This is a genomic window from Allobosea sp. Root670, from assembly GCF_001429415.1.
Classification (GTDB): domain Bacteria; phylum Pseudomonadota; class Alphaproteobacteria; order Rhizobiales; family Beijerinckiaceae; genus Allobosea; species Allobosea robiniae.
Genome location: NZ_LMJU01000016.1, coordinates 152331 through 178004 on the forward strand (window position 1 = coordinate 152331; position 25674 = coordinate 178004).

Below are 25674 nucleotides of genomic sequence, written 5' to 3' on the forward strand. Positions count from 1 at the left end.
CGTTGTCGACGACCTCACCAAGACGCCGAGCCACAAGAACCGGGAATGCACCGGCCTCGGCCTCGCCAACATGGCGGCCAGCCTGTTCGGCGGCATCGCCGGCTGCGGCATGATCGGACAGACCGTCAGCAACGTGAAATATGGCGGGCGCGGCCGGCTCTCGACGCTGTTTGCCGGCGCCTTCCTGCTCGTGCTGATGGTGGCGTTGAAGCCCTGGGTCTCGCAGGTGCCGGTCGCGGTGCTGGTCGCGATCATGGTGATGGTCTCGGYCGATACCTTCAACTGGTCTTCGCTGAAGGCCGTCGTCGCCCATCCCCGCATGTCGAGCACGGTCATGCTGGCGACGGTGGCGGTGACGGTRGTGAGCCATAATCTGGCGCTGGGCGTCCTCGTCGGCGTCCTGCTCAGCGGCGTCTTCTTCACCTTCAAGGTCGCGAGGCTGATGCAGGTCAGGGCCGAACCGGATGCCGCGACGGGCAGGCTGACTTATCATGTCACCGGCCAGGTCTTCTTCGCCTCGGCCGATGCATTCATCGAGGCCTTCGATCTCGGATCGCACGACGAAACCAGCGTGCGCATCGATGTTAGCCAGGCGCATTTCTGGGACGTGACGGCGGTCGCCGCGCTCGACAAGGTGGTCGGCCGCTACCGTGCCAACGATATTCCCGTCGAGGTNCATCGATGTTAGCCAGGCGCATTTCTGGGACGTGACGGCGGTCGCCGCGCTCGACAAGGTGGTCGGCCGCTACCGTGCCAACGATATTCCCGTCGAGGTCGCGGGCATGAACCAAGCCACCGCAACGATCGTCGATCGCCTGACAAGTCACGACAAACGACGACCGGCGCTCTCGGAACGCTAGTCGCGTTCGTATCATGCACCTAGCCGACTTTGCGCGCATGCCGGGAGTGACGAACGACGCTGGCAGGGCGAGATGCGCCATAAGCTGACCNACCAAGCCACCGCAACGATCGTCGATCGCCTGACAAGTCACGACAAACGACGACCGGCGCTCTCGGAACGCTAGTCGCGTTCGTATCATGCACCTAGCCGACTTTGCGCGCATGCCGGGAGTGACGAACGACGCTGGCAGGGCGAGATGCGCCATGACCTGAATTTGCCAGGCCGCCTGAAAGCCGACATCCAGCTGGACCTGCCCCTTATATGCGATCCAGCCCAGCAGCCTCTATCGCGGTGGCCGGCAACATGCATGATGATCTGGCAGGTCGATCGACCAGCCAACGTTCGCGCGGTCTCCGCGCAGAAGGCATCGCGTGAAACTCAGGATCGGCTACCAGCTCGACTACGATTTTCCGCAACCGACACCCGTCATCCTAATGCTGAACGTGCATTTCAGCCGGGTATCGGACCTAGCCCAACCAGACCATATCCGCATCCAGCCTTCAGTTCCCGTCAGTGCCTATCGTGACGGCTTCGGCAATTGGTGCACTCGGCTGCTGGCGCCACAGGGGCTGATGCGGATCACCGCAGACGCGATCATCTCCGATAGCGGCCTGCCCGAAAGCCATGACCTCAATGCCGGACAGGTTCCCGTTGAACGGTTGCCGGAGGAAAGCCTCATCTTCCTGCTGGCAAGCCGGTTCTGCGACAGCGACCGCATGCTGGATCTCGCCTGGCAGCTCTTCGGGCATACCCAGCCGGGCGCGCCGCGCGTTCAGGCAATCTGCGATTTCGTCCACCAGCGCATCTCCTTCAACTACAATGACGCCAGCGTCACCCGCACGGCGACCGACGCCTATGGTGAAGGCCGTGGCGTCTGCCGCGACTACGCCCACCTCGCCATCGCCTTCTGCCGGGCGATGAACATCCCGGCGCGCTACTGCACCTGCTACCTCGGTGATATCGGTACGCCCCCGCCTTATCCACCCGGCGATTTCGCGGCGTCCTTCGAAGCGTATCTAGAAGGCGGCTGGCAGATGTTCGATCCGCGCAACAACGCGCCGCGCATTGGCCGTGTGCTGATCGCGCGCGGCCGTGACGCCGCCGATGTTGCCATCGCCACCACGTTCGGGCCGAACACTCTGACTGGGTTCAAGGTCTGGACCGACGAGGTGGTGGAAGGGGCGCTGTAACCGCGGCACCCAGAAACGTCCTGGACGGGCCAACACGTCAATCAATCATCCAGAGCTGGGACACCGCGGCAAAGGGCGGGCCCGGAAACGATTCGAGCGTAGGCAGCACTTGGTTGGTCGCGCGACCAAACTACTACCTGCCGCATATCCACCGCGGTCGGAATGGTTTTCCGGATCTGCGTCACAAAGCGATCGACCTGTCTGCTCGGTTCGCGGGCCGAGAGGCAGCCAGGTTTGCGGCTACTTGAGCCCGCCCAGCGAAAAAAGGCGCGAGCGGCCGAGGTTTGGGCTCGGGCGAAGCAAACGGCCCGCCTACCGCCCCTTCCCCCTCGGCCGCTTCACCCCCGGTGCAATTGCCCTGTTCTCTAGGTCGAGCTTGCGCCAGCGTGCCAGACGCTCAGGGTCGATCACGCCCTTGGCGAGTGCCTCCTGAATCGCGCAGCCGGGTTCGTGCTCATGGGTGCAGTCGCGGAAGCGGCAGAGCGGACTTAGTTCCGTGATCTCGGCGAACAGCGTTTCGAGACCAGACGCCGCATCGCTGACATGGAGCGTGCGCATGCCCGGCGTATCAATCACCCAGCCGCCGCTGGCAATCGCATGCAGCGAGCGCGACGTCGTGGTATGGCGTCCCTTAGCGTCGTGGGCGCGGATATCGCCGGTCTGCTGCGGTTCGCCCTCGATGGTGCCGGCAAGCGCGTTCACAAGTGTTGATTTGCCGACGCCCGACGAACCGACCAGCGCCAGAGTGCGGCCTTCACCACACCAGGACGCGAACGCAGCCGCCGCGTGAGGGTCGCGCGGATTGACGGTTGCAACAGCCAGCCCGCGCTGCAGGGCAGTGGCCTGGTCGATGTAGGGCTGCACGTCCGGGACGAGATCGGCCTTGGTCAGCAGAATGACGGGATCAGCTCCGCTCTCATTGGCCAGCGCAAGATAGCGCTCTAGGCGCGCGACGTTGAAATCGGCATTGCAGGAGGTGACAATGAACAGCGTGTTGATATTGGCCCCGGCAAACTGCGGCGTCTTGCTGCCCTCGGTGCGCCGCGCCAACACCGTCGCGCGCTCCAGCCTGCGCTTGAGCAGATACGTGCCGGGCTCCACCAGAACCCAGTCGCCCACAGTGAAGTCGCCTGTATTGGTATGGACCGGCAGCTTGAGTCTGATCGGCCCGTCGGGCGTGAGGGCGCTTATGCGAGCGCGGTGCACAGAGTCGACGCGCGCAGGCTGGAGGCAGGCGTCATCTGGTTCGCATTGATCCGCAAAGAAATCCGTCCAGCCCAGCGCCGCAAGTGACAGTGGTGCGGGGGCCGTGTCGCCTTGTGTCACAGTATCGCCCCACCGCTCGGCGTCCTCGTCATGGCGACGATAGAGCGGGGTTTAGCCCGGCTTGCAAGCCGGGAGGTAAGCTGGCAGCCGCGCTGCGCCATTTGCGGACATTGGAGCTTTGCCCGAGAGCGGGCGTTGGGCCCGTCTACCGTAGGGCCGGCGCGCCCTGTCAAAGGACACGCTGCGGCATTTAGACCCCATTAGCCGCATTCAACCAACCCAATAGAAAGTCCAGTCGTTTCTACGTAGCCTTCCCGCTACGAACGTTGCGAGGATCTTTCATGCGGCGGCGCCTGATCCTTCCTGTCGCAATCGGATTGGGCTTGATCGCGGGCCTGCTACCGCTCGGTGCCGCATTTTACCTGTCACGAGAACGTGCCGTCGCGACTGAGCAGGAGCACCTTCAGGATTACGCCCGCTGGACGTTGCAACGAGCTGACCTGGCCATCTCGCGAGCCAAGGCCGGGCTGCGCCGGCTGGTTATGGAAAATCACGACTTGTGCACGCCGCGCCATCTTCAGCGCCTGCAGCAAATAACGATGGATGTTCTCTCCATCGAAGACATCCGCGTCTTCAGAAACGACCGCCTGGTTTGCGATAGCCGGGGTCCGGCCCAACGGCTTGTTTCAATGGCGAAGCCCAATGTAATGATCTCGGACGACATCGGCCTCACCTTGGGATGGGGCATGGGATCGCCATTTCCGGAAATGCTGGTAGTGTCCTTTGGACCGTATCAGGCTCTCCTCAATCGAGACCGTTTGGTCGATGTCCTTCATGACACGCCAATGACGCTTGGGATCGCCACTCTCGACGGGCGGCTCGTCGCCAAATCCGGTGTGACGAACTCCAGGATGGTGGATCAGCTTTCAAGTTCGGAGATGGGCGGATCGACTGATCGAGAGGTTTTCGCGTCTGTTCGAGGCTCCGATTTCAGGGCCTTCGCTGTTTCGGAACGAAGCGTCGTTGACGCACGCACGAGCGAAGAACTTTGGAAGCTTCTTCCCATCGCGGTGGCCGTGTCCGCGCTCGTGATCGGCCTCATTATCTGGATGTCCCGCCAGCGGATGTCCCTTGCGGGAGAGCTGAGGACGGGCATTGCATATCGGGAATTCATCGCTCACTACCAGCCGATCATCGAGCTGGCGACCGGACGCTGCGTGGGGGCCGAAGCGCTCATCAGATGGCGGAAACCGGACGGCACATGGGTGCGCCCGGACCTATTCATCCCCTACGCCGAAGAGCATCATCTGATTGCTCCGATCACCGACATCATGATCGAGCGGGTGCTGGACGACATGAAAGCAGCCCTGCAATCAGATCCATCACTTCACATCGCGATCAATATCTCCGCCGAGGACATTCAGAGCGGTCGCTTTCTCAACGTCCTCGAAGAAGGTGTAAAGCGTACGGAGATCAATCCGGAGCAGATCTGGCTCGAGGCTACCGAGCGCGGCTTCATGGAAGCCGATGCCGCTCGCGGAACGATCGCGCGAGCTCGCCAGCTAGGTCATGCGGTCGCGATCGACGATTTCGGAACGGGATATTCGAGCTTGTCCCTTCTTGAAAGCCTACCCCTCAACGTTCTGAAGATCGACAAGTCCTTTATCGACGCCATCGGGCGTGAGGCTGCAACGAGCATCGTCACACCTGCGATTATAGAAATGGCGCACAGGCTAAAGTTCGTCCTCGTTGCGGAGGGCATCGAGACTGAGCAGCAGGATCGCTACCTGAAAAAGGCCGGCGTCGAGTTTGGACAAGGTTGGCTTTATTCGAAGGCGCTTCCGCCCAAGGACTTCCTGCTGTTCTACTCCACGCACAACAAGCCCTTTATCTGATTTAGAGCGCGATAGCTTCGGTAGTCCGACTGTGAGGGCCGCTCTCGATACATTGTGGACTTCAAAAAAGTTCCCCGTCAGCGTCGCGCCACAAGCGGACTCTGCCTCCTTGCCCGAAACCGGACGCTGCCCGTCTGACCGTGTGGATGCTCTCTCTTTTTACCCTTGGCAGACCAGGCAGCGGCTAACCGCAACGCCCGTCGCGCCAGATGCCCTTTCGGGATCCATGCCCTTTCGGGATCCGCTGCCCTGCACGGGTCAGCTCGCGAGATTACCCTCTGCCGTCGTTCTCCTAAGCTGGTTCAACGGGCCGGTTCCGCCTTGGTGCGGTCACCACCCTCGACGAGTCCCGGCAATCCCGCTCGCGCACCACCGCAGAGAAAAGTTAGTCCTGCCCGGCGGTTGTTCGAGCCATCTGCATCTGTCGCAACATGTTCCGTGCAGCAATGAGCAGCTCAACCAGGAATGCGGCAAGGGACCCGATGAGCAAGGCTATGGCGCCACCAAAGAACCAGAAGACATTCTGCTCGCGAAGACCGAACTGCAGTGCTCCGGCAAGCAGGTTTAAGATCGCACCGCCCGTGCAGAACCCTGCCCCTACGCCCATGACCAACGCTATCTCGAGCGCGAGCACTCGCCGCCGTAGATAGGCAAGTTGAACGAGCGACATCCTGTTCTGTTCGGTCCGGTCCGCGACATCGTTCAAGCGATCCGATACCCTGCCAAGACGCATCGCGAAAATATTTACAAAACCCGCCGTGCCCGCCAATAGGAACACGGGTGCGAGAGACGTTTGTATGATCGAAGCAAAATCTCTAACAACAGTCGGTGTGTCCATAAGTACCCTTTTTACCCCGAGCCTATGCCTAAGACAAAGGCGCGCAGTGCTTCCGTGCGAAATAACTTAGTCACCCTCCTTTTTGGCAACGAAGGCAACCGCCGTCGCCTTCGTCGAGCGGATCGCTCCGGCAACGGATCGGCCCCGCGAAACCAGAGTTTATCTAGCGTAGCTTCGCGACGTTCTCCTGGTTTATGGCAATTCCTCAGCGCGACCTCTCTGCCTCGAGACATAACTTCACGTTGAACCAATTCGACGAGGGGCACGCGATGTATCGTCCCTCCAAAGGTCCCGGAGCGCAGCGGTCGCCCCCTGAGCTGATATCCCCAACGCGCCGTCCGTTCGAGTGCGATCGCCCGGCGTGACCTGCAGGAGACGCTCTCGTGGTCTGCGGCCACGCTGGCGACGTTCCGCCGTGGTGTCTGGCCATCAGTGGCCGCTGAAGACGAGTGTCCGGATCGGCAGCACCAGCGCCTGGATTCGAAGCAGAAACGCGTGGACGATCCCGACCGCATCGACCGCATGCAAGGCGATCCGCCGCGAGGCGCCGGTCTCCTTCGCCTCGATCTCCTCATGGTTGCTGGAATAGGCGTTGGCGATACAGCTACTGCCTGGCTTGACGCCCTCGAGTCCACCGGCATACAGGGGTTCGAGGAAGGTCAGGATCGTTCCCGGCCGCGCCACCTGCCGGGGATCGATCAGGAGTTCACCGCCCCGGAACTGCCCGGCCGCGATATAGTCCTGGACATTGCTCACCACCATCGGGATGACCGTCCAAGGCTTGGACATGCAGGTCACTTCGGCGACCATACCCACCTTCATGACCTGCGCCTCGATCTGCGAGAATCCGGCCTGCAGGACCTTGCGCCCCGCCTCCTGTGGAATCAGTACTCCGGCGGGACGCATCACCGGGTTTACGAGATCTCCGACCCGCAAGACGAACTGCTCGACGCGTCCGTCCACCCCGGCGCGGATCACCCTCTTGTCGAGATCGACTTGAGCCTGGGCGAGCGCAGCCTCTGCGCTGGCGCGTTCGGCCGGAAGCAAGGTCGAGATCTTGACCTGGACGGTGTTGCGGGCGGCGACGGTCGCGTCCATGGCCGCCTGGCGTCCGGCGACAAGGTTTTCGAGCTTTTCGATCTCGCGGGTGGCGACGATATCGCCATTGCGACGCCGCAATTCCTGCTTCGTGCGCAATTCGTCGAGCGCCTGCTGATGCGCGCTCCTGGCTTCGAGGATCCTGCTCTCGCTCTGCAGGATCTCGACCCGCGCGACGACGAGGGCTGCATCGACCTCGGCGATCCTGCGCCGGGCTGTCTCGACGGCAGCCTCCTGCTTCGTGCTGTCGAGCCTGAAGATCGGCGCGCCCTTGGCGACCATGCCGCTGGTGCCGACATGGACCTCGGCGACCCGCCCGATCGTCTCGGGCATGATCGGGATCGTCCGATAATACAGCGTCGCACTGGTCGTGGACGGATGGTAGTAGAAGATCACCGTGATGAGCGCGATTGTCAGCATCACGCAGGCGGTAATGCCCCAGCGCAGCTCGAACCAGACCGAGTAGAGCGTGATCTCCTTACCGATCCGCTTTCCCTGACGAAACCGGCGATAGAGATAATCGGGGCAAACGGTCAAAAGCGCACAGAAAAGGAGCTCAAGCACGCGTCAGCTCCTCCGGAGCGTCTGCGTGATCCGCCGCGGAGTGCGAAGTGAGGTTCGGTGCCGGCTGGGGCAGCGCGACGTCTTCGTTTCGTCCGGACCTGACGCCTGCCATCTTCTCGAGCGCACCGGCCATGCGGCCGAACAGCCCGGAGAAATCGGGAAGGTCGATCAGGGCGAGCAGCAGGCCCGCGACCCAGAGGACATGAATATGCGTGAACAGGGCCAGTAGCCCTAGGACCGCGACGATCTCGAACTGGATCTTCTTCGATTTGTGCGCGATGCGCTCAGGCAAGGTGTGCAGATGTAGAAACAGCACCCCGACCAGGAGCACCGCCACCACCAGGAGCGCCGCCATCGCGACCATCGGATAGTCGGTCTGCCGTCAGGGCCGCGTGATGCGCCCGTGGCGCACCGTCGTGCCGTAGGGGCCCCGGCGAATCGCGCCGTAGCCGCACGCATTCGGTCCGCAAGTGGCGCCGCTGACCCGGCCGACCGGGGCTGGGTGCGGCCGGCCATAATAGCGATGCCAGGCGCCGTACCAGGGCTGGGCGGGATAGTGGGTCGCCCAATAGGCCCGGTTGAAGGCAACGATGGCGAGCCCGGCGCCCGCAATCACCGCTGGCGTCACCGCAACAGGGCGGCCGGCATGGAACAGCTGGATCATCGAGGCCGCCATCCAGCCCCGGTTCGGCCCCCAGGCGACATCGCACCAGCTGTAATTCGCGATGCAGCCGAAGGTGGTGATCCGGGTCCCGGCCGGAACGGTGACAATGGCCGGATAATGTGTGCCCGGACCGGCGCGCAGATTGACCGTGTTGACCGCACGCGCCGGGCTCGCGGCCTGTGCCGCAGCCGGCAACAGCGCCGTCGCCGCCAGGACAACTAAGTTCGTAATGAACCGGTTCATCGGCTTCTCGCTTCCTTGCGATGGCATATGGCATAGGGATTGGACGGGCGCGGGACCAAGGGGTGATGGATGGCCCGCGCCGGCCCCACTCACCGCGGCATGGCGCCGGCAGCGGTGGCTTTCGATTGCTGGGCTGCGCCCTCCGGCAACGCCTCGCGGCAGGACGAGGACAGGCGTTGGCGATCCAGCGCGCGCAGACAGGCCAGACTTCGCCCGCCGCCGGGTCGCACGCCGGAGCAGTGCCGGACATAATCCGGAGAACAGGCTTGTATGAAGGCTTTCGCTTCCGTCGGTATCGCCGGGTTCGCGCGCTGCTGGGCGCAGGCGGTTTCGGCGGAGCCGATCGTGAGGACAAGCGCTGCCCAGGCGAGGCGGAGGTCGGCGGGATGCCGGGTCGTGATCATTGGGAGTGCTCTTGCAGCACCGGCCGCGGGCATGAGGACATGGTCATGTCGCTCACCGCCTGTGATCGGCGAGGTTCCTTGTCAGCCGATGCGAGGAGGCCGATATGGTTGCGTCCGCACACCTCAGCGGCGCGCATCGGCGTGATCGATGGCCCGGGCAAGCCGCCGTGCGATGGCGACGCCGACGAAGGTCAGTGTGGCGGCGCCGGCTGTGAGCATGAGGAAGTGCGTCATGTCCGTGTCTCCTGTGATCGACGAGGGCTGGTCGTCGGCCGATGCGAGGAAACTGGCGTGGCTACGTCAGCAGCGTTTGAACGGCGCGCATCGTTTTGTCGGATCACGTCAACCGTCTGTAACGAAATGTAAAAGCCGGCCGGCGGTGCTTGCCATCGCGCTGCGTATCCTCAAGAACGTCATCATGATCATGAATGCTGCCACGATCCTGATCGTCGAGGATGATCCCGATATCCGCCAGCTCGTCGCGGAACTGATGCGCCAGGAAGGATACGTGGTGGATGAGGCCGAGGACGCTCCGGCCATGGACGCCGTCCTCGCCAGAAGTCGGCCCGATCTCATCATTCTCGACCTGATGCTGCCGGGCGAGGATGGCCTCTCGATCTGCCGACGCATCCGGGCCCGTGACGGGGTCCCGATCCTGATGCTGACGGCCAAGAGCGAGGAGATCGACCGCGTCGTCGGGCTCGAGATGGGAGCCGACGATTACCTGCCCAAGCCGTTCGGGCCGCGCGAGTTGCTGGCCCGGGTGCGTGCCGTATTGCGGCGCGGCTCTGCCGGCCCGGCTGCGCCGCCGACGCGCCGCTTCGGCTTCGAAGGCTTTGTCATCGATCTTGACGCGCGCCAGCTCACGGATGGCGGTGGCAGCATGCTGATATTGACCAGCGCGGAGTTCGATCTGCTCGCCTGCTTCGTACAGCGGCCGCGCCGGGTACTGACCCGCGACCAGTTGCTGGACGGGATGCGCGGGCGGACGGCAGACCCGTTCGACCGGACCGTCGACATGCTGGTCTCGCGCCTGAGACGCAAGCTCGACGCCGCCAGCCCTGGCTTGAGTCTGATCAGCACGGTGCGCAATCGCGGCTACCTCTTCACAGCTCCGGTGCGGACCCTGCCATGACGCCGCGCTTCAGCATCGCGACCCGCATCACGCTGATCGTCTTCAGCGCCGTGCTGGCGGTGTGGATCGTGTCACTGGGCTTCTACTACCGCTCGCAGGATGGCGAGCGCGAGGGCATGCCGCCCGCACCGTCCCAGGTCGCGGCGATGGCGGACCTGCTCGAGCGCCTCTCTGGCCGGGAGCGCGAGCTCGCGCTCGCCGCCTTCGGCAGCGAGTACCTCGGTGTAAGGCTGGAGGCGGCCGATATCCCGTCCGCACCGAACGAGAATCCGCCGGCGCGCGCCGCGATGCGGGAGGCCTACGGCGCCGCGCTCGGCGGCCGACCGGTGACCATCGTCTCGCCGGTGGTCGAGCGGCCGCGCAGCCTCCTCTCCCTGTTGATGCCCGGTGTCACCGGCCCGCCGACGCTGCGGATTACCCTCTCCACCGGGGAAACCTTGGTGATCGCCAGCCGCAGCCCGGTGCTGGTGACGAGTTTCGGCTTGCCTGTCGGCTTCGCAGCAGGGCTCGTCGGCACGCTGATCGCGCTCGTCGCGCTGTTGGTCATGCATCGCGCAACGCGCCCGCTGATGCGTCTGGCTGTGGCCTTCGATGCCATGGACCTCTCCGGCGACCCGCTGCCTCTGCCCGCCTCGCGGACACACCCGCCCGAGATCCAGGCCCTGATCAATGCCTATAACCGGCTTCAGGCCCGGCTTTCGCAGCTCCTGCGGGCCCGGATGGCCCTGCTCGGCGGCATCTCGCATGATGTGCGCACATTCGCAACGCGGCTGCGGCTGCGCGCCGACCATATTCCCGAGGGGGTCCATCGCGAGCGTGCCATTGCCGATATCGCGGCCATGATTCTGCTGCTCGACGATGCGTTGCTGGCGAGTCGCACCGGGGCAGGCGAACTCGCGCAGGAGATGGTGGAACTCGCCGAACTTCTGCGCCTGGAGGTCGATGATCGTCGGGGCGCCGGCATGCCCGTCGATTTACGCCTGAGCGGGGCGGCACGCGGCGCGACCGTGCTCGGCGACCGGCTCGCGCTGCGCCGCATCGCCGCCAATCTGATCGACAACGCGATCGCCTATGGACATGCCGCTCACCTCGTCCTGCACGCCGACGAGCCGCTGTTGACGCTGACCGTCGACGACGAAGGCACGGGCGTGGCGCCTGAATTGCGCGACCTCCTGTTCGAGCCGTTCGTCCGGGCCGAGAACTCGCGTAGCCGACGCACCGGTGGCGCCGGCTTGGGGCTGGCCATTGCACGCAGCCTCGTCGAAGGCCATGGCGGGACGATTGCGGTGGACGATGCGCCTGATGGCGGCGCGCGCTTCACGGTGAAGTTGCCGCGATTTGCGGCGGTATGAGCCTGTGCGAGACACGATGAAGGCTCCCGAACTCAGCCGCCTGGCTCTGATGTCGTCGATTATGACCATGGTCGGTATCTGGACGATGCCGACGCCCACCAGTGCGGCATGGCGCAACGCGACGAGTCCCAAGCCGCAGCTGGTTGTATTTGAACTGAGGGAGCTCACGATCGAGTACGCGAGACCAAATGGAAGAGCAGGCCGTTCGGTCGCTCGCGAAACGCGGCGCCATCGCCTGTGCGATGAGGTAGCGAGAGCCCTGGAGACGCGGCAATATGCGACCCACGGAAGGTTGCCATGGCTCAGCACCGCTTCATGAGGTGTTGCTCAACTGCTCGGCTGCCCGTTTGACGAAGGTGGAGCCGGGAGCGCCGAGCACCGCGTAGCCGAGCGCGCCTGTGAACCAGAAATAGGCAACGAGATCACCGTCGCGGCGCGAAGCCAGCGCCGCCTTGCGAGGGCTGGCGAGGGTCTTCACATAGAGCGCGACCTGCCCGCCGCTGGGCTCGTCATAAACGAACATGCCGCCCGGCCCCTCGTCGCTCGCGAGCAGGCGCCCACCGCGAAACGTCAGGTCGAGCTCCGAGAGATCGGGGATGGCGACGTCCTGCCGGAGATGATGGGATATCATCCGTTTCAACGCGACGGTCTGGGCCGCCGGGACCTCGACCGCGTCGCCGGCGCCCCCGGAGAAGGCACGGAAGGCGACGACCGCATCGGTCATCTGGGGCCGTGCCGTCGGTGTTTCCGCTTCCTGTCGGGGGAGGGCCATGCCGAGCACGGCGCCAAGGGCGAAGATACAGATGCCGGCCGCTATCCGCCGATGGAACGCCAAGCTTCCTGCCGCGCGTCGGCGCCTGACCTCGCTCAGCCGTAAGGAGGCCGGAATCGGCTCGGTAGAGCGGCGCTGCGTTGCAGCCCGCAGCGCCTGGGCATCCGCCCGGAACTGCTCGACGCGGCTCCACAGGGCAGGCTCCGATGCGAGGAAGGTTTCGACCTCCCGCTGGCGGGCCGGCGCGAGCCTTCCGTCGATGAAGGCCTGGATATCGTCGTCGCCGATCGGGCGCGAGCCTTGCGTCATTTCAGCCTCCGTAGCGGAGTCACATTGCTGCCTTCGAGCTCGGAGCGCAGACGTTCGCGCGCACGGCTCAGGCGCGACATCACAGTTCCGATCGGCACTTCGGTCACCCTGGCTACTTCTTCGTAGGTCATGTCCTCCATCGCCACTAGTTCGAGCGCGATGCGCTGATCCTGCGGCAACCGCGCCAGGGCCGCGAGCGTATCGCCGAGGTGCAAAGCCTGCGTCGGATCGCCGGTCGGGTCGGGATGGTCGGCACAGTCATCGTCGGTGAAGCGGGCGAGGTCGCGCTGGCGACCGCGCCCGCTGGTGCGGTGGAGATTGAACAGGATCTGGAACAGCCAGGCTCGGATGCTCTCCGGCCTCCGTAGCTGCCTCCAGCGCGAGAGCGCCTGCAGCAGCGTGTCCTGAACCAGCTCGTCGGCATCGTCGGGATTGCGCGCCAGCGAGCGCGCGAACCGCCGTAGCGCCGGGATCTGGGCCTCGATCTCGAGGTCGGACACGCAGCCGAACATGTCACGGTCCCCGGTTGCCGCTCAGCGAGGGATAGTCGTCGTCGCCACGACGCAAGGCTTCGAGGCGGCCACGCATACCCTGCATCTCGGTCTGCTGGCCGGCGAGGATGGCCTCGGCGATCTCGCGGACGATCGGGTCACGTCCGTCGCGCAATACCAGCCTCGCCATCTCGACCGCTCCCCAATGATGGGGGACCATCATGGCGAGGAAGTCGATGTCGGGGTCTCCGGACGGCGGGTCGGCGTGCATGTCCCGCATCATCTTCTCCATGCCGACATGCATGTCGCTGAGATAGGTATCATAGCCTTTCGGCGCGGCGGCGGCCGCAGCCGTGGTTTTGTCAGGCGAAGGCGGCATCGCCCCGCCATGATTGGAATGATCGTGCACCGGCACGGCTCCTCCGACGACCCGGGCCAACATGGTGTCCAGAGAAAATCTCATCTTGCGCTCCCGTCACGCTGTCTCGCTGCGCGCGCCGGGACGCACATAGACCAGGTTGATCGACTTCTTGTTGCGCAGCTTGCCGGATGGCAGGTCGAGCGTGCCGAGCGGAATCTGCTTGATGAAGCGCGGCTGCAGCGGGTCGCTGATATCGAACGCGCTGCAGACGGTCTGCCCGGCATGGGGCGAGCCGGGCAGCTCGTCGAGCTCATGGGCGACATAGAGCTTCGTCTTGGAGGGATCGGTCCAGATCCCGTGCGACTCGCGACCGTGGCTGAAGAAATGGCCGACGACGCGCCGCTTTCCGGCTGGCGCCGAGCGGTCGATGATCGCGATCCGGCTCGATGTCCGGCCTTCCGGGCCGTCATCGTCGACCCGCGCGAAGGTGGCGTAGGCGACGCTGCCGCGCGCGTTCTTGACGAACTCGACATGGTTGGGCCGGGCCTTTTCGCCCAGCGGCACGTGGTCGAGCAGCCGATGCTCCCCGCGGGCTTCGTAAACCGAAAGGCAATCCGCCAGCTTCTGGGAAACCCAGAACTCGTGGCCGTCCGGCGTGATCTTGACGAAGGGCGCGAAGCCGAAACGGTCCTGTGCGGAGGTGTCGATCGTCATCTTGCGCTCGGTCGTCGAGAAGCCCTGCGCGTCGTATTTGACGTTGTAGACCTCGATGCGAGGCTGCTTCTGCGAGATCAGGAAGGCGGTCTCGCCGCCAGCCGAGAACCAGACCATCGCCGGGCCGGGCAGGACGGGCATGAACCGGCGGATCGCCGCGCCTCGAGGGAGCTCGCCAGCGGATTCGGCGACGGCACGCTGAACGTCGATCACCGCGATTTTGCTCTCGCCGCGCAGCGCGACCCAGACTTCCTTGCCGTTGCGGGTGAAGGTCGGCTCATGCGGCTCGCGCCCGACCAGGATGCCGGAGGTCAGGATGTCCGGCGATGTCGTCGCGCCGGCCTGCGGGTTCGGCTGATTGCCGATGACCTTGAGCTTGGTCGTGTCGACGAGATAGAGATTACTCGTGCCGCGGCCGGCCGTCGCGAACATGCTGGAATCGGGCGAAGGCACGCAGCCATGGATCGAGATCGCCCCGTGATAGAGCGGCTTCTGGACCATCTCGCCATGGGTGGGAGTGACGTTGCCCGTCACGAAGCGGAAAGGAGGGCGCGAATCCTCGTCGAAACTGGTCAGGTTGACCGTCGGCAGGAGCTCGTCCGTCACCGGATCGATCACGCTTAACGTGTTGGAATCTTCGTTGGTCAGGAAGACCCGGTCGCCTGCGCGTGGCCCCGTTTCCGTGGATCGGCTCTGCGCACTGGCGATCGCCGGTGTCAACGCGACCGACACGGCTCCCTGAAGCACTGCGCGACGGCTCGGCTCGAACGGATAACTGCTGGACATGCCCTGCTCCTGGTTGAGCAGATGAGATGCGCGGCGGCGTCAATTATTCCGCTAGCCAGACCGACCTCACGCTTCCGTGACCACGACAGTCTAGTCCCCCTGTGGAGCGCTTCGCGTGCAGCTTTCCTTGCTGATCGTGGACCAACTCGGTGGCGCGACGTCTCCGCTTTGAAGTCCGCTTTCGGTCGGAGGGCCAATGCGCACCGTTGACGCGATCCGACGCTCAATCGGATCCACAGTGAGCGTCGGCTCTCCACCCAACCGAGGCCTTCGAGCCAACTAAGAGGCTCTTAGCTGCGTTGTGCCAAGAGCGGACCTTGGGGTAGTGCCCAGCAGCAGACATTCACGCCGCACAAACTGAAGAGCAAAGCCTGCGCAAGCTCGCCCGTCCAAACTAAGCGCGTCTGGCGCGCAAGACGGCGACGAACTTGATCGCACTGGCCGAGAGGGGCCGGTCTTTCAACCACGTCATGCCGATGCTGCGCTCGATGGTCGGCGCGATCAGCGGGATCACGGTCAGTTCATCGGCATTGAACATGGCGAACGTCATCGTTGGGAGCGCGGTTATACCAAGCCCGGCGGCTGCGAGCGCCGCAGCGCAAGAAATCTGATCGACCTCGTAAGCCGGCGCGGTCTGCAGATTGGCGTGGATGAAACCGGCATCGGTCAGGCGCCGGACGGAGGAGGACGTGGACATGGCGATAAATTCGAAAGCAGCCAGCTCGCTCCAGCCGACTCTGTCTCGCCCGGACAAGGGATGATGGCGCGACACCACCAACTTGAGCTGATCACTCGCGATCTCCTCGAAGACGAAGCCACCCTGCCACGCCGGTTGGCCGGCGATGACAAGATCGACGCTGCCGTCTTCGAGCATCGCCATTGCTCGATCCTGCAGGGCGTCGCGGACCGAAACCGCGATGCCCGGATAACGTTTGCGAAAGCTGCGTAACGCGGGCGGCAGCAAAGTACAGACCGCTGATGGCAAAGCGGCGATAGACAAGCGGCCATGGACCCCATCACCACGACGCGCAATCGCCTCGAAGGTGCCGGCCAGGCTTCGCATCGCTTCCCGAGCGCTGGCCACGACATGGTGACCTTCATAGGTCAAGGCCAGTTGCCGCGTCGTCCGGTCGACCAACTTGCAGCCCAGCTCGCCCTCGACGCGCCTCAAGGTTTCACTAACGGAAGGCTGGGAGACGCCGAGCTTCTCCGCGGCGGCGGTGAGGCTCAACGTATCGCCGATGGCGACGAGGATTTCGAGCTGGCGGAGGGTAAGATTCATCGTGGCGCCGAGGCGGGAGAAGTCCGCAATTCATAACCTAAGGCTATGTATAAATTAATAGCCATTATTTGACATTTTGCCATACGGGCGTTTCCTGCCTCGATCGCGTGGGACAAGGCGCAGGCGGGACGCTAACGCAGTGGTGGCACAGCAGGTTTGGATCGGAGCGGCGGCCGGTTTCGCAGGCGATCGTCCCGACTCTTCGGGTCCATTGATCGAGGCGCTTGCGCGTCACGACGGACCGCGCTTTCTGATTTTCGAGACCCTGGCGGAGCGCACGCTCGCGCTCGCGCAGCTCGACCGCCTTGCCGATCCGGCGCGCGGCGAGGTTCCGGCTTTGAAGCGCCTGCTCTGGCCGGCTCTGGCGCCCTGCGCAGCGGCGGGTATCAAGATCATCGGCAATTTCGGCGGGGCCAATCCTTTCGGCGCGGCCGCAAAGATCCAGGCTTGGGCTACTGAACTCGGCTGTGCCGATCTGAAGATTGCGATCGTCTCGGGCGACGACATGCGTGACACCTTCGCACCGGCCGATTTCGCCCGCATGGAGATCGATGGCGCCCTGTTAAGCAGTGAACCTGCGATCATTTCGGCGAATGCCTATCTGGGCGCGGATGCGATCGCCGAGGCGTTGGATCGGGGCGCTGATGTCGTCGTGACTGGGCGCGTCGCCGATCCCGCCCTCGTGCTCGGCCCGCTCAAATACAGCTTCGGCTGGGCGGATGACGATTGGGACAGGCTCGCGGCCGGTATCCTCGCGGGTCATCTCCTCGAATGCGGATCGCAGGTGACGGGCGGCTATTTCGCCGATCCCGGCGTCAAGGACGTGCCGGGGATGGATGTGCTGGGCTATCCGATCGCGGAGGTCGATCCGGACGGCATGTTCACGATCACCAAGCCGGCCGGGACAGGCGGATTGGTCGACCGCCGGACTGTCACCGAGCAGATTCTCTACGAAATCCACGATCCGGCCGCCTATCTGACGCCGGATGTGATCCTCGATCTCACGCAGGTCGAGCTGACGGAGGTCGGGCCCGATCGCATCCGCGTGACAGGCGCAAGTGGCCGTGCCCGGCCCGAGACCTTGAAGGCGACGGTCTGTTTCGACGGTGGGTTGCTGGCCGAAGCCGAGATCTCCTATGCCGGCCCGAACGCGAAATCCCGCGCCGCGCTCGCCATCGAAACGGTGACGAAGCGCCTGGCCTTCCTTCATCCGTCCTTGCATGTCCGCGCGGATGTGATCGGGATCGTCAGCGTCTTCGGCGATACGTCCGGCGCGCTGCTGAGTGCCGGGATTCCGGGTGTCCGCGACGGGGATCTGCGCGTCCGGTTCGCGGCCGAGACGGCCGATCGCGCCGCGGCGGAATGCCTGCTGGACGAGGTCGAGGCCTTGTATTGCGCCGGCCCCGCCGGCGGCGGTGGCGTCCGCAAGCGCCTGACCCCGCGGCTGCGCAGCGCGTCCTGCCTGGTCGATCGCAAGCGCGTCACCCCGCAGATCTCGCTTCTGGAGACGGCATGACCTGCGCGGTTTCTCTCTACGAGCTCGCCCATGCCCGCTCCGGCGACAAGGGCAACCGGCTCAATATCGCGGTTGTCTGCCGCGAGCCGCGGTTCTTCGAGCCGCTGCGCGAGCGGTTGACGGAGACGTTCGTCGCGGCCGTGTTCCGTGATCGCAAGCCCACCGCCGTCAGGCGCTACGAGCTGCCAAAGCTCCACGCCTTCAACTTCGTCCTCGATGACGTGCTGGATGGCGGCGTCAACGGCAGCCTCGGGCTCGACGGCCACGGCAAGACACTCTCGTTCCTGCTGCTCTCGGCCGAGATCGAGATGCCGGCGGGGCTGCTGTCTCTGGTCGAAGAGCCTGCTCCCGAACTCATGAGCGGAGGCTCGCGATGAGCGCCGAATCCGTCGTCGACTACCTGCAGCGCCGCCATGACGACGTGATGGCGCGGCTCGACGCCTTCCTCAGGCTGCCGAGCGTCAGCACCGACCCCGCCTATGCGCAAGGCATGGCCGACACGCGCGCTTTCCTGCTGGATTGGCTGAAAGGCATCGGCTTGACCGACGTCCAGCTTCTCGATGGCGGCGGGCAGCCGGCCGTCTATGGCGCCTGGCTCGGCGCGCCGGGTGCGCCGACCATCATCGTCTACGGCCATTACGACGTGCAGCCGCCGGACCCGCTGGCGCTTTGGCAATCGCCGCCCTTCGAGCCGACGATCCGTGACGGGCGCCTTTATGCGCGCGGCGCCTCGGATGTGAAGGGCTCGACCACGATCGCGATCGAGACGGTGGCGGCCTTTCTCGCCGTCGAGGGCCGCTGCCCGGTCAATATCAAGCTCTTCATCGAGGGCGAGGAGGAAACCGGCAGTCCGAGCCTGCACGAGATCGTCCGCCGCTATGGCGACCTGCTCAAGGCCGATGCGATGATCTCGGCCGATGGCGGCCGGGCGAGCCCGACCGTGCCCACGATCAATGTCGGCGCGCGCGGCCTGACCAAGCTCGAGCTCGTCGTCCGGACCGCCGACAAGGAGCTGCATTCCGGCCGCTATGGCGGCTCGGTCCGCAATGCTCTGCACGAGCTCGCAGCCATCGTCGCCTCCCTCCACGACGCGGAAGGCGCCATCGCCGTTCCCGCCCTGATGGATGCCGTCCGCCCGCTCTCCGAGCGCGACCGGCGCGATACGGCCGCCTTGCCGTTCGACGAGGCTGCCTTCGTCGCCGATGTCGGAGGTATCGCCGCCGGCGAGCCCGGCTACAGCATCCGCGAGCGATTGACGCTGCGCCCCGCGATCGACGTGAACGGAATGTGGGGCGGTTACACCGGCACCGGCTCCAAGACCGTGATCCCGGACGAGGCGCGCGCCAAGATCACCATCCGCCTGGCGCCGGGACAGGACCCCGATCAGGCCAGCGAGGCGTTGAAGAATCATATCCTCGCCACCGCGAGGCCGGGGGTTCAGGTCGGCTTTGAGGCGATCGGCGGCGGCTCGCCGGCTTCCACGCTCGCAGCCGAGCATCCTCTCGTCCAGGCGGCGACGGCCGTGCTGCGCCGGACCTCCGGGCAGGAGCCCGTCCATGTCCGGCTCGGCGCGACGGTGCCGATCACTGCGATCTTCAAGGAGACGATGGGCCTGGACACGCTGATGTTCGGCTTCAACCTGCCGGACGAGGACGTCCACGCGCCCAACGAGTTCTTCCATGTTCCTTCGGTCGCGCTCGGGCTCCGGGCCTGGCCGATGCTGCTGCAGGAACTGGCGCGATACGCCCCTGCCGCATTCCATCAGCAAGCCGGTTGAGGGGAGCGTTGCCGTGGCCGGAATGATCGTCGCCGCACAGCCTGAAGCCGTCGAGGCCGGAGCCCTGGTTCTTCGCCGGGGCGGCAATGCCGTCGACGCCGCGATCGCCTGCGCCTTCGTCCAGAGCGTGGTCGATCCGCAGATGACCGGCATCGCCGGCTACGGCTCGATGCAGGTCTACATGCCGCGGCGCGGCGTGCATGAGGTCCTGGAATTCTATGCGCGCAGCCCGCGCGCCACGCGCGCCGACATGTGGGCCGACAAGGTGCTGGGCGAGGCGCCGGACGGCTTTTCCTTCATCGTCGAGGGGCAGGTCAACGAGATCGGCTATCAGTCGATCGGTTCGCCCGGCAATCTGAAGGGCTATACGACGGCCCTGTCCGACTACGGCACGATGAATCTCGCCGACATCATGGCGCCGGCCATCGCCTATGCGCGCGACGGCTTCATGATCCGCCCCTACATGCACTATTTCATGGCGCTCGATCCATCGGCCATGGGCCGGGTGCCGAACGAGAAATTGCTGCGCTTCAGCGCGACCGGGCGCGACGTCTATTTCCGGGCGGATGGCAGCATGAAGCGGCCGGGCGACATCGTCGCCAATCCAGACCTTGCCCGCACGCTCGAACGCATCGCCGTCGCCGGCCCCGACATCTTCTATCGCGGCGAGATCGCCGAGCAGATCGCCGCCGACATGCAAGCCCATGGCGGCCTGCTCTCCTATGACGATCTCGCGCAATACGAATTGCGGCGCTCCGCGCCTGTCTGGGGTCGCTACCGGGACCACCGGATCGCCAGCGTCCAGCCGCCCGGCGGCGGCGTCTCGCTGATCCAGCTCCTGCATGTGCTGGAAGGCTTCGACATCGGCGCCCTCGAGCATAACGGCACGGAGCACCTGCGCATCCTCACCGAGGCGCTGAAGCGCGTCACCATCGACAAGGACACCCATATCGGCGACCCCGAATTCGTCGAGGTGCCGGTCGATCGGCTGTTGTCGAAGGACTACGCGGCGACGCTCGCCGACAGCATCCGGCGCGGAGAGAGAGCCTCGCTGGAGCGCATGAAGCTCAAGCAGGAGCCGAAGGACACCACGCAGGTCTGCGTCGTCGATCAGGACGGCAACGCCGTCACCCTTACGCACACGCTGAACATCCCGAGCGGCGTCATCACCGACGGGCTCGGCTTCATGTATAACGGCCTGATGAGCGCCTTCGACCCACGGCCCGGCCGGCCGGGATCGCTGGCGCCGAACAAGGGCCGCACCAGCTCGCAGATGCCGAGCATCGTCTTCCGGGACGATCAGCCCTTCATCGTCATCGGCGCCCCCGGCGGCACGGCGATCCTGCCGGCCATGGCGCAGGGCATCAGCAACGTCGTCGATTTCGGCATGCCCATCTTCGATGCCGTCGCCGCGCCGCGCATCAGCGTGACCAGCAACGCGATCGACGTCTCCAACCGCATCCCGCGCTATGTCACCGCCGAACTGGAGCGCGACGGCTACAGGGTCGCCCGTTCCTATCAGGGCTTCGCCTTCGCGGCCCTGCACGCGGTGCTGAACCGGGACGGGCGCCTGTCGGCGGGGGCCGATCCGCAGCGCGACGGCATGTGGCTGCGCGGCTGAAGCCGCAGCCGAGAGATTTCCAGAAAAGGATGGGAACGAACCGATGAAACAACTCATGCGAGGACTGCTCGTTGCCGGTGCCGTCATGGTTGGCGCAGGCACGGGCGCGGTTCAGGCCGAGCCGCTGCGGATCGCGATCGGCGGGGCCTTCACCTCGATGGACCCGCATTTCTACAACGCGACGCCGAACCACTCCGTCGCGATGCATATCTTCGACCGTCTTGTCGATCGCGCACCGGATGTCAGCCTGAAGCCGGGCCTTGCGCTGAGCTGGAAGACGATCTCCGACACGGTCTGGGAGTTCAAATTGCGGCCAGGCGTGACCTGGCATGACGGCAAGCCGTTCACCGCCGACGACGTCGCCTTCACCTATGAGCGTGCCCGCAACGTGCCGAACAGCCCCGGCGGCTTCGGCGGCTTCCTGCGGGCGGTAAAGAAGGTCGAGGTGGTCGATCCGCTGACCTTGCGCATCGACACCGGCGAACCGGCTCCGAACCTGCCGCGCGAACTCGCCTTCGTTCCGATCATCTCGCGCCATGTCGGCGAGAAGGCGACGACCGAGGACTACAACACCGGAAAGGCCGTGATCGGCACCGGCCCCTACAAGTTCGTCAGCTACACCCCCGGCGATCGCGTCGAGCTCACGCGCAACGATGCCTGGTGGGGGCCGAAGCAGGCCTGGGACAAGGTCACGCTGCGGATGATCACCAATGCCGGTGCACGCGTCGCCTCCGTCCTGTCGGGCGATGTCGACGTGATCGACACTCCGCCGGCTGGCGACCTGGAAAAACTGAAGACCGATCAGCGCGTCGCCATCGCGACGACAGAGGGCCTGCGCGTCATCTATCTCGCCGTGAACTCGCAGGAACCGGTCGCCGCGACGGTGACCGCCAATGACGGCAAGCCGCTGCCGAAGAACCCGCTGCTGGATCTCAAGGTCAAGCAGGCGCTCTCCATCGCCATCAACCGCCAGGGGCTGGCCGACCGCATCATGCAGAAGACGGCCCGCCCGACCGGCCAGTGGCTGCCGCCGGGCACCTACTCCTATGCCAAGAGCGTGGCGGTTCCGCCCTACGACCCCAACAAGGCCAAGGCGCTGCTGGCCGAGGCCGGTTTCCCCGAAGGCTTCAAGCTGACGCTGTTCTCGCCCAATGACCGCTATCCGAACGATGCCGCGACGGCGCAGGCGATCGCGCAGATGTGGACCCGCATCGGCGTGAAGACCGCGGTCGAGACGCTGCCCTGGAGCAGCTATGTCGGCCGTGGCGGCAAGCAGGAATTCGGTGTCGGTCTCTGGGGCTGGGGCAGCCCGACCGGCGAGGCCGGCTATCTGCTGTCGAACGTGGTCGCCACCAACACGCCGGCGCGCGGCCTCGGCGTCTTCAACTACGGCCGCTACAGCGACCCGGCGCTCGACAAGCAGATCGTCGAGGCTCTCGCGACGATCGACGACGCCAAGCGCGAGAAGCTCTTCGTCGCCGCGACCGAGACCTTCGCCCGCACCCTGCCGATCATCCCGCTCTACATCCTCGACAACGCCTGGGTGACTCGCAAGGGGATCAGCATCGACGCCCGCCGCGACGAGCGCACGCTCGCGATGGATGCGCGTCCCGCAAAGTGAGTATCGCCGGCGGGCTCTCCGGAGCCCGCCGCTGACAGGAAAGTCCCATGATCAGCTGGCTTGCCAAGCGCGTGATCCAGGCGGTGGCGGTCGTCCTTGCGATGACCGTCATCGTCTTCATCGGCGTGAACGTGATCGGAGATCCGGTCGCGGTGCTGCTGCCGCCCGACGCGACGCAGGATGAGCGGCTGCGCGTCATCGCCTCCTTCGGGCTCGACCGGCCCTTGTGGGAGCAATATCTCTCGTTCCTGGCCGGTGCGCTGCGTGGCGATCTCGGGCGCAGCTTCGTCTTCAGCGAGCCGGCGCTGTCGGTCATCCTGCAGCGGATGCCGGCGACGCTGGAGCTGGCGATCGCCGCCATGCTGCTGGCCGTGATCGTCGGCGTCCCGCTCGGTCTCTATGCCGGCGTCAGGCCGAACTCCGCTGGCGCCAAGGCCGTGATGGCCGGCTCGATCCTCGGCTTCTCGCTCCCGACCTTCTGGGTCGGTCTCGTCATGATCATGCTGTTCTCGGTCCAGCTCGGCTGGCTGCCCGCCGGCGGGCGCGGTGAGACGGCCGAGTTCCTCGGCGTGCGATGGTCGTTCCTGACCCTCGATGGCCTGCGCCATCTCGCGCTGCCTGCGCTCAATCTCGCGCTGTTCAAGATCTCGCTGGTGATGCGACTCGTACGGGCCGAGACCCGGGAGGTCGTGCCGCAGGACTATATCCGGACCGCGCGCGCCAAGGGCCTGTCCGAGGGCTCGGTGATCCGCACCCATGTCCTGAAGAACACGCTCATCCCGGTCGTCACGATCGTGGGGCTCGAATTCGGCTCGGTCATTGCCTTCTCGGTCGTGACCGAGACGATCTTCTCATGGCCGGGCATGGGCAAGCTGATCATAGACAGCATCCATCTGCTCGATCGGCCGATGATCGTGGCCTACCTGATGGTGATCGTCGTGCTCTTCGTGCTGATCAACCTGATCGTCGACCTGCTCTACACCGTGCTCGATCCGCGCGTACGGCTGGAAAACTGAGATGTCCGCAATCACTTCGGCCCCTGCGACCCGCACCCCTCTCCAGCGGACGCTCCGCGCCTTTGCCAGCTCGCCCCTCGCCATGCTCGGCCTTGCCGTGCTGGCCTGCATCGTCGCGCTGGCGGTGTTCGCGCCGTGGATCGCGCCGCAGAACCCGTACGACCTGATGCAGCTCGACATCATGGACGGCCAGTTACCGCCGGGATCGCAGGCTGCGACCGGCATGACCTATTGGCTGGGCACCGATGAGCAGGGTCGCGACATGCTCTCCGCCATCCTCTACGGGCTTCGCATCTCCCTGCTGGTCGGATTCTGCTCTGCCATCGCCGCCGCGGCCATCGGCACGACGCTCGGCCTGATCGCGGCCTATGCCGGCGGGCGGACCGACAACGCGATCATGCGCTTTGTCGACCTGCAATTATCGTTTCCAGCCATTCTCGTCGCGCTGATGATCCTGGCATTTCTCGGTAAGGGCGTGGGCAATGTCATCCTCGCGCTGGTGATTGTCGAGTGGGCGGCCTATGCGCGCACCGCCCGCGCCAGTGCGCTGGTCCAGCGGAAGAAGGAATATGTCGAGGCGGCGCTATCCTACGGATCGTCCCCGCTGCGCGTGCTGTTCCGCTATCTGCTGCCGAACTGCCTGCCGCCGCTGATGGTGATTGTCACGGTTCAGGTCGCCCGCGCCATCGCGCTTGAGGCGACGCTTTCCTTCCTGGGGCTTGGTGTGCCTGTGACGGAGCCCAGCCTGGGCCTCCTGATCTCCAACGGCTACCAGCATATGCTTTCGGGCAAGTTCTGGATCAGCTTCTATCCGGGCATCGCGCTGCTGATCACGGTCGTCGCCATCAACTTGATCGGAGACCGACTCCGGGACGTACTCAATCCGCGCAATGCGGATTGATCCAGAGGCACGCCCAGGCCGGTGCATGGCCGATACAAAGTACCGCGGAGCGCCAGCTGCAGACATTGAAAGGTGACTTCAAACCGGACTTTGAAATCGTGGCTAGGCAAGAGCGGTTTTGTTCGGTGCGCCTGTCGCACAGGTCGGACCAAAGATGTCGATGAACTGGCCATGGAACTGCCTGGGCGCGACGACGAGGCTGCGGCACCGGAGCGGATCGCCCTTGCCGTCGATCTCGGTCGCGAGGCAGCCTGCTTCCCGCGCGATAATCACGCCTGCTGCGAGATCCCAGAGATCGAGCTTGGCACCGGAGGTCCAGAAGCCATCGAAACGGCCTTCCGCGACATAGGCGATCTCCAGCGCGGCCGAGCCCGGGCTGCGGATGCCTGAGACGCGCGGCATGATCGCCGCCATCTCGCGAGCCGCCTTCTCGGTGTCACCCTTGCCATTATAGGGGAAGCAGGTTCCGACGACGGCATGCGCGAGGGACTTGCGGCTGGAGCCGTTCAGTCGCTTCTCGCCGAGATACGCGCCCTTCCCGGCCACGGCCCAGAACATCTCACCGCTCAGCGGATTGAAGGTCACGCCGGCTGTCACCTCGTCGCCCTCCATCAGGGCGAGGGAGGCCGAGAATTGTGGGATGCCATGCAGGAAATTGTTGGTGCCATCCAGCGGGTCGATGATGATCCTGAGCCCGTTGCCGGCATCGGGAGAGGCCGCCCCCTCCTCGCCGAGCACGGCGACTTCGGGCAGCTTCGCGTTGAGATGGGCGACGATCAGGCGCTCAGATTCGATATCAGCGGCGGAGACGAAGTCCGAGGGACCCTTTTCCAGGATGGGCAGCGCGGAGAGGCGCGCGAAATTCGCGGCGAGCGAGGCGCCGCCGATGCGCGCGGCCTCCTTCATGGCCTCGACGATCTCTTTGCGTGTCCGGGGCTTGATGGTCATGACGGCTAG

25 protein-coding genes are annotated in these 25674 nt (G+C 65.0%); 13 read left to right on the forward strand and 12 right to left on the reverse strand.

What is annotated here, in order from left to right; genetic code table 11:
- From ASE61_RS27215 to ASE61_RS16160, 3 genes are all read left to right on the forward strand, one after another.
- Positions 1–675: SulP family inorganic anion transporter (locus ASE61_RS27215; protein WP_244492895.1), on the forward strand; the 675-nt coding region annotated here is incomplete at both ends.
- Between the two features lie 59 nt (positions 676–734).
- Positions 735–860 (forward strand): hypothetical protein, encoded by a 126-nt coding sequence (locus ASE61_RS27220; protein WP_413813544.1) that lies wholly within the window; start codon positions 735–737, stop codon positions 858–860.
- 412 nt (positions 861–1272) lie between these two features.
- Positions 1273–2091 carry a transglutaminase-like domain-containing protein gene (locus ASE61_RS16160; RefSeq protein ID WP_061968578.1) on the forward strand — a complete coding sequence of 273 codons (819 nt, stop codon included), beginning with the start codon at positions 1273–1275 and terminating at the stop codon, positions 2089–2091.
- A 312-nt stretch (positions 2092–2403) separates the two neighbouring features.
- On the opposite strand, the gene rsgA is transcribed toward ASE61_RS16160, so the two are convergent.
- Positions 2404–3417, reverse strand: a complete 1014-nt coding sequence (gene rsgA, locus ASE61_RS16165; protein ID WP_061968579.1) for a ribosome small subunit-dependent GTPase A — start codon at positions 3415–3417, stop codon at positions 2404–2406.
- A gap of 281 nt (positions 3418–3698) precedes the next feature.
- On the opposite strand from rsgA, the gene ASE61_RS16170 reads away from it, so the two are divergent.
- Entirely contained in the window at positions 3699–5252 is a 1554-nt protein-coding gene (locus ASE61_RS16170; RefSeq protein WP_061968581.1) for an EAL domain-containing protein, read from the forward strand.
- A 385-nt stretch (positions 5253–5637) separates the two neighbouring features.
- Here the strand turns inward: ASE61_RS16170 and ASE61_RS16175 are convergent, their stop codons facing one another.
- From ASE61_RS16175 to ASE61_RS16195, 5 genes are all read right to left on the reverse strand, one after another.
- Positions 5638–6090, reverse strand: a complete 453-nt coding sequence (locus tag ASE61_RS16175; protein WP_061968582.1) for a DUF2721 domain-containing protein — start codon at positions 6088–6090, stop codon at positions 5638–5640.
- 429 nt (positions 6091–6519) lie between these two features.
- On the reverse strand, positions 6520–7752 hold the full coding sequence (locus ASE61_RS16180; protein WP_061968584.1) for an HlyD family secretion protein: 1233 nt from the start codon (positions 7750–7752) through the stop codon (positions 6520–6522).
- A complete protein-coding gene (locus ASE61_RS26550) occupies positions 7745–8107 on the reverse strand; it encodes a hypothetical protein (RefSeq protein ID WP_320409878.1) in 363 nt (120 codons plus the stop codon). The genes ASE61_RS16180 and ASE61_RS26550 overlap by 8 nt, the downstream gene beginning before the upstream one ends.
- A 27-nt stretch (positions 8108–8134) precedes the next feature.
- The gene (locus tag ASE61_RS26555; protein WP_061968587.1) at positions 8135–8659 is read right to left on the reverse strand and encodes an SH3 domain-containing protein; all 525 of its coding nucleotides are present in this window, start codon (positions 8657–8659) and stop codon (positions 8135–8137) included.
- Positions 8660–8748: 89 nt separating this feature from the next.
- On the reverse strand, positions 8749–9063 hold the full coding sequence (locus ASE61_RS16195) for a cysteine rich repeat-containing protein (RefSeq protein WP_061968589.1): 315 nt from the start codon (positions 9061–9063) through the stop codon (positions 8749–8751).
- 418 nt (positions 9064–9481) lie between these two features.
- Between ASE61_RS16195 and ASE61_RS16200 the strand changes: the two genes are divergently transcribed.
- Both ASE61_RS16200 and ASE61_RS16205 read left to right on the forward strand, forming a co-directional pair.
- Positions 9482–10198, forward strand: coding sequence for a response regulator (locus ASE61_RS16200; RefSeq protein WP_061969131.1), 717 nt, complete (start codon positions 9482–9484; stop codon positions 10196–10198).
- Positions 10199–10248: 50 nt separating this feature from the next.
- Positions 10249–11550 (forward strand): sensor histidine kinase, encoded by a 1302-nt coding sequence (locus ASE61_RS16205; RefSeq protein ID WP_244492880.1) that lies wholly within the window; start codon positions 10249–10251, stop codon positions 11548–11550.
- Between the two features lie 313 nt (positions 11551–11863).
- Here the strand turns inward: ASE61_RS16205 and ASE61_RS16210 are convergent, their stop codons facing one another.
- From ASE61_RS16210 to ASE61_RS16230, 5 genes are all read right to left on the reverse strand, one after another.
- Complete coding sequence (locus tag ASE61_RS16210; RefSeq protein WP_061968592.1) at positions 11864–12631, reverse strand: anti-sigma factor family protein; 768 nt, start codon at positions 12629–12631, stop codon at positions 11864–11866.
- A complete protein-coding gene (locus ASE61_RS16215) occupies positions 12628–13143 on the reverse strand; it encodes an RNA polymerase sigma factor (RefSeq protein ID WP_061968594.1) in 516 nt (171 codons plus the stop codon). Before ASE61_RS16215 ends, ASE61_RS16210 begins: the two co-directional genes overlap by 4 nt.
- Position 13144: 1 nt before the next feature.
- On the reverse strand, positions 13145–13585 hold the full coding sequence (locus ASE61_RS16220) for a DUF305 domain-containing protein (protein WP_113584816.1): 441 nt from the start codon (positions 13583–13585) through the stop codon (positions 13145–13147).
- A gap of 12 nt (positions 13586–13597) precedes the next feature.
- Positions 13598–14983, reverse strand: coding sequence for a YncE family protein (locus ASE61_RS16225; RefSeq protein WP_061968596.1), 1386 nt, complete (start codon positions 14981–14983; stop codon positions 13598–13600).
- Positions 14984–15377: 394 nt separating this feature from the next.
- A complete protein-coding gene (locus ASE61_RS16230) occupies positions 15378–16265 on the reverse strand; it encodes a LysR family transcriptional regulator (RefSeq protein ID WP_061968598.1) in 888 nt (295 codons plus the stop codon).
- A 142-nt stretch (positions 16266–16407) separates the two neighbouring features.
- Here ASE61_RS16230 and ASE61_RS16235 point away from each other — a divergent pair, with 142 nt between their 5' ends.
- Genes ASE61_RS16235 through ASE61_RS16265 form a run of 7 tightly spaced genes read left to right on the forward strand, consistent with a single transcriptional unit; the run spans position 16408 to position 24717 of the window.
- On the forward strand, positions 16408–17781 hold the full coding sequence (locus ASE61_RS16235; protein ID WP_156407130.1) for an acyclic terpene utilization AtuA family protein: 1374 nt from the start codon (positions 16408–16410) through the stop codon (positions 17779–17781).
- Entirely contained in the window at positions 17778–18158 is a 381-nt protein-coding gene (locus ASE61_RS16240; protein ID WP_061968601.1) for a hypothetical protein, read from the forward strand. The genes ASE61_RS16235 and ASE61_RS16240 overlap by 4 nt, the downstream gene beginning before the upstream one ends.
- Positions 18155–19558, forward strand: a complete 1404-nt coding sequence (locus ASE61_RS16245; protein WP_061968603.1) for a dipeptidase — start codon at positions 18155–18157, stop codon at positions 19556–19558. The genes ASE61_RS16240 and ASE61_RS16245 overlap by 4 nt, the downstream gene beginning before the upstream one ends.
- A 22-nt stretch (positions 19559–19580) precedes the next feature.
- Positions 19581–21179: a gamma-glutamyltransferase gene (gene ggt / locus ASE61_RS16250; RefSeq protein WP_200959659.1), complete on the forward strand. Its 1599-nt coding sequence runs from the start codon at positions 19581–19583 to the stop codon at positions 21177–21179.
- Positions 21180–21222: 43 nt separating this feature from the next.
- Positions 21223–22800: an ABC transporter substrate-binding protein gene (locus ASE61_RS16255; protein WP_082617474.1), complete on the forward strand. Its 1578-nt coding sequence runs from the start codon at positions 21223–21225 to the stop codon at positions 22798–22800.
- Positions 22801–22847: 47 nt separating this feature from the next.
- The gene (locus tag ASE61_RS16260) at positions 22848–23816 is read left to right on the forward strand and encodes an ABC transporter permease (RefSeq protein ID WP_061968607.1); all 969 of its coding nucleotides are present in this window, start codon (positions 22848–22850) and stop codon (positions 23814–23816) included.
- A 1-nt stretch (position 23817) separates the two neighbouring features.
- The gene (locus ASE61_RS16265) at positions 23818–24717 is read left to right on the forward strand and encodes an ABC transporter permease (RefSeq protein WP_061968609.1); all 900 of its coding nucleotides are present in this window, start codon (positions 23818–23820) and stop codon (positions 24715–24717) included.
- A 102-nt stretch (positions 24718–24819) separates the two neighbouring features.
- Here the strand turns inward: ASE61_RS16265 and ASE61_RS16270 are convergent, their stop codons facing one another.
- Positions 24820–25665, reverse strand: a complete 846-nt coding sequence (locus ASE61_RS16270; protein WP_061968611.1) for an inositol monophosphatase family protein — start codon at positions 25663–25665, stop codon at positions 24820–24822.
- Between the last annotated feature and the right edge of the window lie 9 nt (positions 25666–25674).

Bases quoted from the DNA above. Each gene is read 5' to 3' on its own strand.
- ASE61_RS16170 (WP_061968581.1), top strand. From the start codon at position 3,699: ATGCGGCGGCGCCTGATCCTTCCTGTCGCAATCGGATTGGGCTTGATC.
- ASE61_RS16175 (WP_061968582.1), bottom strand. From the start codon at position 6,090: ATGGACACACCGACTGTTGTTAGAGATTTTGCTTCGATCATACAAACG.
- ASE61_RS26550 (WP_320409878.1), bottom strand. From the start codon at position 8,107: ATGGCGGCGCTCCTGGTGGTGGCGGTGCTCCTGGTCGGGGTGCTGTTT.
- ASE61_RS26555 (WP_061968587.1), bottom strand. From the start codon at position 8,659: ATGAACCGGTTCATTACGAACTTAGTTGTCCTGGCGGCGACGGCGCTG.
- ASE61_RS16195 (WP_061968589.1), bottom strand. From the start codon at position 9,063: ATGATCACGACCCGGCATCCCGCCGACCTCCGCCTCGCCTGGGCAGCG.
- ASE61_RS16200 (WP_061969131.1), top strand. From the start codon at position 9,482: ATGATCATGAATGCTGCCACGATCCTGATCGTCGAGGATGATCCCGAT.
- ASE61_RS16210 (WP_061968592.1), bottom strand. From the start codon at position 12,631: ATGACGCAAGGCTCGCGCCCGATCGGCGACGACGATATCCAGGCCTTC.
- ASE61_RS16215 (WP_061968594.1), bottom strand. From the start codon at position 13,143: ATGTTCGGCTGCGTGTCCGACCTCGAGATCGAGGCCCAGATCCCGGCG.
- ASE61_RS16220 (WP_113584816.1), bottom strand. From the start codon at position 13,585: ATGAGATTTTCTCTGGACACCATGTTGGCCCGGGTCGTCGGAGGAGCC.
- ASE61_RS16225 (WP_061968596.1), bottom strand. From the start codon at position 14,983: ATGTCCAGCAGTTATCCGTTCGAGCCGAGCCGTCGCGCAGTGCTTCAG.
- ASE61_RS16230 (WP_061968598.1), bottom strand. From the start codon at position 16,265: ATGAATCTTACCCTCCGCCAGCTCGAAATCCTCGTCGCCATCGGCGAT.
- ASE61_RS16240 (WP_061968601.1), top strand. From the start codon at position 17,778: ATGACCTGCGCGGTTTCTCTCTACGAGCTCGCCCATGCCCGCTCCGGC.
- ASE61_RS16245 (WP_061968603.1), top strand. From the start codon at position 18,155: ATGAGCGCCGAATCCGTCGTCGACTACCTGCAGCGCCGCCATGACGAC.
- ggt (WP_200959659.1), top strand. From the start codon at position 19,581: ATGATCGTCGCCGCACAGCCTGAAGCCGTCGAGGCCGGAGCCCTGGTT.
- ASE61_RS16255 (WP_082617474.1), top strand. From the start codon at position 21,223: ATGAAACAACTCATGCGAGGACTGCTCGTTGCCGGTGCCGTCATGGTT.
- ASE61_RS16260 (WP_061968607.1), top strand. From the start codon at position 22,848: ATGATCAGCTGGCTTGCCAAGCGCGTGATCCAGGCGGTGGCGGTCGTC.
- ASE61_RS16265 (WP_061968609.1), top strand. From the start codon at position 23,818: ATGTCCGCAATCACTTCGGCCCCTGCGACCCGCACCCCTCTCCAGCGG.
- ASE61_RS16270 (WP_061968611.1), bottom strand. From the start codon at position 25,665: ATGACCATCAAGCCCCGGACACGCAAAGAGATCGTCGAGGCCATGAAG.